At 67.7% G+C, this 6,033-nt stretch carries 6 protein-coding genes and 1 other RNA gene; 4 read left to right on the forward strand and 3 right to left on the reverse strand.

Annotated elements, in window-relative coordinates; all coding sequences use genetic code 11:
* The first annotated feature begins 50 nt into the window (after window positions 1-50).
* Window positions 51-836, forward strand: coding sequence for an NYN domain-containing protein (locus RMO12_RS08705; RefSeq protein ID WP_309638989.1), 786 nt, complete (start codon window positions 51-53; stop codon window positions 834-836).
* A 35-nt stretch (window positions 837-871) separates the two neighbouring features.
* Here RMO12_RS08705 and cysK read toward each other — a convergent pair whose 3' ends face one another.
* The gene (gene cysK / locus RMO12_RS08710) at window positions 872-1,792 is read right to left on the reverse strand and encodes a cysteine synthase A (protein ID WP_309638990.1); all 921 of its coding nucleotides are present in this window, start codon (window positions 1,790-1,792) and stop codon (window positions 872-874) included.
* A 50-nt stretch (window positions 1,793-1,842) separates the two neighbouring features.
* Here cysK and rnpB point away from each other — a divergent pair.
* The 3 genes from rnpB to RMO12_RS08725 all read left to right on the forward strand — a co-directional run bounded on the left by rnpB (window position 1,843) and on the right by RMO12_RS08725 (window position 4,091).
* An RNA gene (gene rnpB / locus RMO12_RS08715) (RNase P RNA component class A) lies at window positions 1,843-2,292 on the forward strand.
* A gap of 78 nt (window positions 2,293-2,370) precedes the next feature.
* Window positions 2,371-3,597: a multidrug effflux MFS transporter gene (locus RMO12_RS08720; RefSeq protein ID WP_309625551.1), complete on the forward strand. Its 1,227-nt coding sequence runs from the start codon at window positions 2,371-2,373 to the stop codon at window positions 3,595-3,597.
* A gap of 32 nt (window positions 3,598-3,629) precedes the next feature.
* Window positions 3,630-4,091, forward strand: a complete 462-nt coding sequence (locus RMO12_RS08725; protein ID WP_309625550.1) for an SRPBCC family protein — start codon at window positions 3,630-3,632, stop codon at window positions 4,089-4,091.
* Window positions 4,092-4,200: 109 nt separating this feature from the next.
* Here RMO12_RS08725 and RMO12_RS08730 read toward each other — a convergent pair whose 3' ends face one another.
* Window positions 4,201-4,479: a hypothetical protein gene (locus RMO12_RS08730; protein ID WP_309625549.1), complete on the reverse strand. Its 279-nt coding sequence runs from the start codon at window positions 4,477-4,479 to the stop codon at window positions 4,201-4,203.
* 20 nt (window positions 4,480-4,499) lie between these two features.
* Entirely contained in the window at window positions 4,500-6,032 is a 1,533-nt protein-coding gene (locus tag RMO12_RS08735) for a DUF4331 domain-containing protein (RefSeq protein ID WP_309638991.1), read from the reverse strand.
* Window position 6,033: the final 1 nt, after the last annotated feature.

Raw genomic sequence — 6,033 nt, forward strand, 5'->3', positions numbered from 1 at the left:
GGCGAGACACTGGACTGGCGCCTCGTCGCCGACTGAACCGAGACCCTGCGATGGACAAAACCCTCAGAACCGCGCTCCTGATCGACGCCGACAACGTCTCCACCGACGTCGTCGCCCAGGTGCTCGAGCGCCTGGACGCGAGCCGGCACCTGCTGCAGCACCGCCGCGCCTACGGCAGCGTGCAAAAGGCCGGCGAGTTTGGCGACTTCTGCAAGGACCACGCGATCCGCTTCCTGCCCAGCACCTTTGCGGGCCCGAACGCGACCGACATCGCGCTGGCCATCGACGCGGTGGAGCTGGTGCTGCGCCAGCCGCTCGACGCGGTGGTGATCGTGTCCTCCGACATGGACTACGCGCCGCTGATCGTGCGCCTGCGCGAGCTGGGTTGCCGTGTCAGCGGCTTCGGGCAGCACGGCAAGTCGGCCAGCAACATCGAGCGCGACTACGAGCGTGTTTACGACGAGTTCGTCGTCATCGCGCCGGGCCGCTCGGGCTCACGCGCCGCGGCGGTCGAGCCCGAGCCCGAGCGCAAGCCGCGTGCTGCCGCCAGGCCGCGCGCTGCCGCCAAGCCGCGCCAGCAGAGCGCTGCGAAGGCGGCCCCGGTTGCGGCCCCGGTCGCGCCGCCACTGCCCAGGGAGGTGCAGGCCGTGCTCGACGCCTGCCCCGCGCTGCAACGCGGCGAGCTGGTGCGCCTGAACGGCGTGGCCGAGTCGCTGCGCGACGCCGGCATCCTCAAGAAAAACAGCAAGAGCACCTCGCTGTTCAAGAAGATCGCGAGCCATTTCGAGTTGCTGCCGGCGGACAAGCCGGAGACGGTGCGCTTCCTGGCGCGCTGACGGGGCGGTGGTGGGCAGAGGAGCAATCCGTCTGCTCACTCGGTGGGCAAAAAACCCTCGATCGACAGGTAGCGCTCGCCGGTGTCGTAGTTGAAGCCGAGCACGCGCGAAGCGGGCGGCAGCTCGGCGAGCTTTTGCGCAATCGCCGCGAGCGTGGCGCCCGAGGACACGCCCACCAGCAGGCCTTCCTCGCGCGCGCAGCGCCGCGCCATTTCACGGGCGGCCTCGGCTTCGACCAGGATCACGCCGTCGAGCACGCTGGTGTCCAGGTTGTTCGGGATGAAGCCCGCGCCGATGCCCTGGATCGGGTGCGGTGACGGTTTACCGCCAGAGATGACCGGCGAGGCCGACGGCTCGACCGCAAACACCTTCAGCCGCGGCCACTTGGCCTTGAGCACGCGCGCGCAGCCGGTCAGGTGGCCGCCGGTGCCCACGCCGGTGATCAGCGCGTCCAGCCCGTCGGGAAAGTCGGCCGCGATCTCCGCTGCCGTGGTGCGCATGTGGACCTCGATGTTGGCCGGGTTGTCGAACTGCTGCGGCATCCACGAATTGGGTGTCGCCGCGACCAGCTCCTGCGCCTTGGCGATGGAGCCCTTCATGCCGACCTCGCGCGGCGTGAGCACGAAGCTCGCGCCGTAGGCGAGCATGAGGCGGCGCCGCTCCACGCTCATGCTGTCGGGCATCACCAGCACCAGCTTGTAGCCCTTCACCGCCGCCACCATCGCCAGGCCCACGCCGGTGTTGCCGGAGGTCGGCTCGATGATGGTGCCGCCGGGTTTGAGTTGCCCGTCGCGCTCGGCGGCTTCGATCATTGCGAGCGCGATGCGGTCCTTGATCGAGCCGCCGGGGTTGCTGCGCTCGGACTTGATCCACACCTCGTGGCCTGCGCCGAACAGGCGCTGCATGCGGATGTGCGGCGTGGCGCCGATGGTGTCGAGGACGGTGTTGGCCTTCATCGCGATGCTCTCCTGGGTTGCTGCGAACCGTCCAACGATAATCGCTTCGTGAAGCGAGCCAGACCGCCGCCGGCACGGGGACCGAAAGGTCGTGCTGGAGGAAGGTCCGGACTGCACAGGGCAGCGCAGCAGCCAACGGCTGTCCACCGCGAGGTGAGGATCAGAGCAACAGAGACGAGTCGGTCGTCCGGGCCTGGAAGGGCCGCGCAAGCGGACCTTCCAAAGTTCCCCTCGAAAAGGGCGACGTTCCTCGGAGCGTCGGGACGGGCAGGGCGCAAGCCCTGCGGGACGCGGAGCGCAGCCCCGTGGACCGGGTGAAACGGGCAATCTCTGCGCGCAGCAACACCAAATAGGCACACGTTGATCCGGCCCGGGGAGTGTGCGGGTAGGTGGCATCGAGCCGTTCCCGCGAGGGGCGGCCCAGAGGAATGGCGGTCACGGGTGCAGCGTCGCAAGACGCGGCACGCGCACAGAATCCGGCCTATCGGCTCGCTTCACACTTTTGCTTTAACGCGCTCGGCCGGGCACGCACGCTTCTTGCGGCCCTCTCTCTTTCGCGGCGCCTTGGCCGCCTCTTCATGAACCCCAACGCTCAAACCCTATGGCGCGCGCCGCTCTGGGCGCTGTCCGTGCTGCTGGCCTGCCTGGGCATGCTCGGCCCGTTTGCCATCGACACCTACCTGCCGGCCTTCACCGGCATTGCCGCTTCCATCGACGCAACACCGGTGCAGATGCAGCAGACGCTGTCCATCTACCTGATCGGCTTCGCGGTGATGAGCCTGTTCCATGGCGCGCTGTCCGACAGCTTCGGGCGCCGCCCGGTGGTGCTGTGGGGCGTGGCGGTGTTCACGCTCGCCTCGGTCGGTTGCGCGCTGGCGCAGACCATCGGCCAGCTGGTGTTCTTTCGGCTGCTGCAGGGCCTCTCCACCGGCGCGGGCATCGTCATCTCGCGCGCCGTCATCCGCGACATGTTCCCGCCCGCCGACGCGCAGCGCGTGATGTCGCAGGTGACGCTGTTCTTCGGCATCGCGCCGGCCGTGGCACCGATCATCGGCGGCTTTCTTTACGTGCATGCCGGCTGGCATTCGATCTTCTGGTTTCTCGCGGCGGTTGGCGTGGCGCTGTGGATCGCCAACTGGCGCCTGCTGCCCGAGACCTTGCACGCCGACTCGGTGCAGCCCTTCAATGTGCGCAACCTGATGCGCGGCTACCGGCAGCTCGGCTCGAGCGCGCGCTTCGTGCTGCTGGTGCTGGCCAGCGGCATTCCCTTCAACGGCATGTTCCTCTACGTGCTGTCGGCGCCGGTGTTCGTCGGCGAGCACCTGGGCATGGCGCCGGAGCAGTTTTTCTGGTTCTTCATCAGCACCATCAGCGGCATCATGGCCGGTGCTTTCTGGAGCGGCCGGCTGGCGGGCAAGCTGCCACCCATGCGCCAGATCCGGCGCGGCTTTCGCATCATGGTCGCGGTGTCGGTGGTCAACGTGATCGCCAATGCGCTGTGGCCGGTACAGGCGTGGTGGGCGCTGCCGCTGATCGGCCTGTTCTCGCTCGGCTGGGCGCTGATGGTGCCGGTGGTGACCTTGATGGTGCTGGACCTCGTGCCCGACCGCCGCGGCATGGCCTCGTCGCTGCAGTCGGCGGTGGCGGCGGCCGCCAACGCGCTGGTGGCCGGCGTGCTGGCGCCGCTGGTGATGCACTCGACGCTGGCGCTGGCCGTGGCGTCGATGGCGCTGATGAGCATCGGCCTGGTGGCCTGGCTCTGGGTCAAGCCGCGGCTCGTTGCCGCCGCGGCGGTGGCGGGCTGAGCGCGTTGCCGCTCGGGCTTAAGCTTGGCGACATGCGCTTCGAACACCTGCTGCAAGTCACCGACCCGGGCAACCCGCATATGCCACCGATGAGCCGCTCCGAGCTGTGGCGCGGCCTGCTGCTGCGGGTGGAGTCGCCCGATCGATTTCCGCTCGGCCCCGACCGCTGCCATGTCCGCCCCGGCGCGAGCGTCGACGAGCGCGAGCGCAGCATTCACTACGGCGCGCTGCACTTTGAAGACGTGGTCAAGCTCGAACCCGAGCACCGTGTCGTCTTCAAGCCCGAACCGCACGAAGGCGCGGTGCCGGTCGGCTTGGCCATCACCATCGAGGAGCCCGCACCCGGCGGGCTGTTCCTGCGCTTCATCTACGAGGCGCCGCCGCTGTCGCCGGAAGAAAAGCCACTGCAGGGCTACCGCGAGCAGGCATGGCTGGAGAACGACCGCGAGATGCTGCGCACGCTGCGCGAATGGCAGCACGAGGGGCGCCTGTAAAAGTCGCCAGTGAGCGGCCTTCGCTTGCCGCAAAAAAAAGCGCGCGCTGTTGGCGAGCGCGCGCTTGGCTTGCAATGCCCGGCCCCAGGGCCGGGCATTAGCAGCCGCCTTACTCGAGCGCCACAGGGTCTTCGGTATCCGAAGTCGGCGGCGTCACCGCCGCCACGTCGAAGGGTTCCAGGCCCTCACCCGACGACGCGACCAGCGCCTTCATGTAGGTCATGAAGCCGGCCGTCGAGGCGGTGGCATCGGCCGGTACGCCATCGGTGGGCGCTGCCTGTGCAGGCGGTGCCTGCACCACGGCATCGTTGCTACCGCCGCCGCAGGCCGCGAGCGTGAGCGCTGCAGCCAGGGCGGCGGCAAGCGCGAACTTTCTCTTGAGTTTCATCATGGCGTTTCCTTCACCGCTTACGGGTAGGTCGTGCCGGCGGCCGGCGTGGGATTGAAGTTGCCGCCGATCGGGGTGGTCAGGTAGGGGAAGGCGGTGCCGTAGTTGCTCGAGTCCTTGCGCACACCATCGGTGAGCGCAAGACCGCCGGCCGGCGCGTCGCTGGGCTTGCAGCCGACCTTGAGCGTGTCGGTGTCACCGGTGAGCACGCACAGCGCACCCATGGCAACGCGCAGCGACAGGTCGACCACGTCGTCGCCCGGACGGCGCCCGTTCGGGAAGCCGGCCAAGTCGCCACCGGCCACGCCGAGCGGGTTTTGCGTGGCCGATACCGGCGTGGACGTGTTCAGGCGCAGCATTTCGCCGGGCTTCACGTTCTTGGGCTGGTTCACGCCTGCGATGCCCTTCAGGAACACCGTGAGCAAGTCGGTGCGCGGGAAGTTGGTCGGCGCTTTCGCGGAGGGGAACAGCGACTCGATCAGCGCTGGCAGCACCGGGTTGGTCACGTAGTCGGCAAAGTTGTCGGCGTCGTCCTTGGGCGCGGAGGCGTTGAACTTGTCCTTGTCGTCGATGCCGATCACCACTTCATTGACCAGGGGCATGCCAAGGCGCGACACCTGCGTCCAGCCGCCGCCGTGGCGTGTGCTGTCGTTCAGGCCGCTCTTGGGCTTGCCGTTCATGAGGCGGCCCTGGCGAACGCTGGCGGTCGTGAAGGCGCCGATGACGTTTTCGTCGGCCGACTTGATGCAGGCGATCGGCAGCTCCAGCGCGATGGTGCTTACGTTCTTGCCTTCCAGGTCGTTGTTGTTGCCGCCGATTTCGGCGCCGAGCGGGTTGAGGTTGATCAGGTCGAAGATCTTGCCCACCGCAATGTAGAAGGGCTCCTTGCGCTGCCCGACGAACACGCGTCCCGGCGTGGTGCAGCCCGGAATGGCGACGTTGTAGATGTGCTGGTTGGCGTAGGCGGCGTAGGCGTCGGTGAAGGTGAACGCACCGATGTTGTCGACCGGCTTGTCGAACTCGGCACCGCCACCGGCAGCGTTGGTGACCGCCACGCCCTTGCTGCTGCGGCGCTTGCCGGTCACGACGTCGAGCGTGAAGGTTTCGCGCACGTTGAGCGCGGCCGGGTTCACGCCGCTGATCTTGCCGCTGTTGATGAGCGGAATCTTCACCTGCTTGCCGCCGACGGTGAGCGCGGTGGCCTTGGAGGTGTTCTTGAACTTGAACTGAAAGCTCATGTCCTCGACCGCGTCACCGTTGTTGTCGATGTGGATCTCGTACAGCGCGTTGGGGTCGAACATGAAGAAATTGGGGCCGCCTTGCGGGTCCTGGAACGGTTGGTAGTTCGCGAGGATGGTCACGAAGTCCTGGCGACCGCTTTCATAGCTGCGAAACATGTAGAGGTCGGTGCCGTCGACCTTGGGCTGCGAGGTGATGTAGGGTGCCTCGCGGTGGCTCGACGCCTGGGCCGGCAAGCCGGTCATGGCGGCGATCAACCCGGCGGCGGCCAGCGCCGTGGCGCCGAGCTTGTGGTGCGGTACGTTGACTTTCATG

The sequence above is a fragment of the Methylibium sp. genome (genome assembly GCF_031393925.1).
Classification (GTDB): Bacteria; Pseudomonadota; Gammaproteobacteria; order Burkholderiales; family Burkholderiaceae_C; genus Methylibium.

Bases quoted from the DNA above. Each gene is read 5' to 3' on its own strand.
- RMO12_RS08705 (WP_309638989.1), top strand. From the start codon at position 51: ATGGACAAAACCCTCAGAACCGCGCTCCTGATCGACGCCGACAACGTC.
- cysK (WP_309638990.1), bottom strand. From the start codon at position 1,792: ATGAAGGCCAACACCGTCCTCGACACCATCGGCGCCACGCCGCACATC.
- RMO12_RS08720 (WP_309625551.1), top strand. From the start codon at position 2,371: ATGAACCCCAACGCTCAAACCCTATGGCGCGCGCCGCTCTGGGCGCTG.
- RMO12_RS08725 (WP_309625550.1), top strand. From the start codon at position 3,630: ATGCGCTTCGAACACCTGCTGCAAGTCACCGACCCGGGCAACCCGCAT.
- RMO12_RS08730 (WP_309625549.1), bottom strand. From the start codon at position 4,479: ATGAAACTCAAGAGAAAGTTCGCGCTTGCCGCCGCCCTGGCTGCAGCG.
- RMO12_RS08735 (WP_309638991.1), bottom strand. From the start codon at position 6,032: ATGAAAGTCAACGTACCGCACCACAAGCTCGGCGCCACGGCGCTGGCC.